Here is a 512-nt window from a genome sequence, read left to right on the forward strand (position 1 = left end):
AGTTCGAACAACGAGGAAATTTACATGCAGTCCGTTATCTTGGAAGAAACCAGCAAGCCCGGCGTCACGATCATCAATGGTCGCGAGTTCATGCACAACGCCAAGGGCGGCCTCGATCCGATCGGCAACGTCAAGGATCAGTACAAGCTTGAAGACCAGACGGTGCGCAAATGCATCGAGTTTGCCCTTAATCTGAATGCGCAGCTTTCCCGGTTCCGTGGTCACACTGCAGCGGACCTTTCCGCGCTGGATGCGCTGCTCGGCGAAAAGTACAACGTCACGATCGGCGGCAAGAAGGGCAACCGCACTTATCAGACCTATGACGGCCTGATGAAAATTCAGGTGCAGGTTTCCGACCTCATCACTTTCGGCCCGGAACTGCAGATCGCAAAGACGCTCATTGATGAGTGCCTGACGGAATGGAGCGCCGACAGCCGTCCGGAAATCCAGTCCATCGTCACCCGCGCCTTCAATACCGAAAAGGAAGGTCAGGTGAACCGTGCGGACGTGTT

1 protein-coding gene is annotated in these 512 nt (G+C 55.3%); it reads left to right on the forward strand.

Features of this window, described 5'->3' with window-relative positions; genetic code table 11:
- Positions 1-24: 24 nt before the first annotated feature.
- The coding region (locus AGR2A_RS21885; RefSeq protein ID WP_080823455.1) for a DUF3164 family protein at positions 25-512 on the forward strand (488 nt) is incomplete at its 3' end.

It is taken from the genome of Agrobacterium genomosp. 2 str. CFBP 5494 (genome assembly GCF_900013495.1).
In the GTDB taxonomy this organism is placed as follows: domain Bacteria; phylum Pseudomonadota; class Alphaproteobacteria; order Rhizobiales; family Rhizobiaceae; genus Agrobacterium; species Agrobacterium pusense.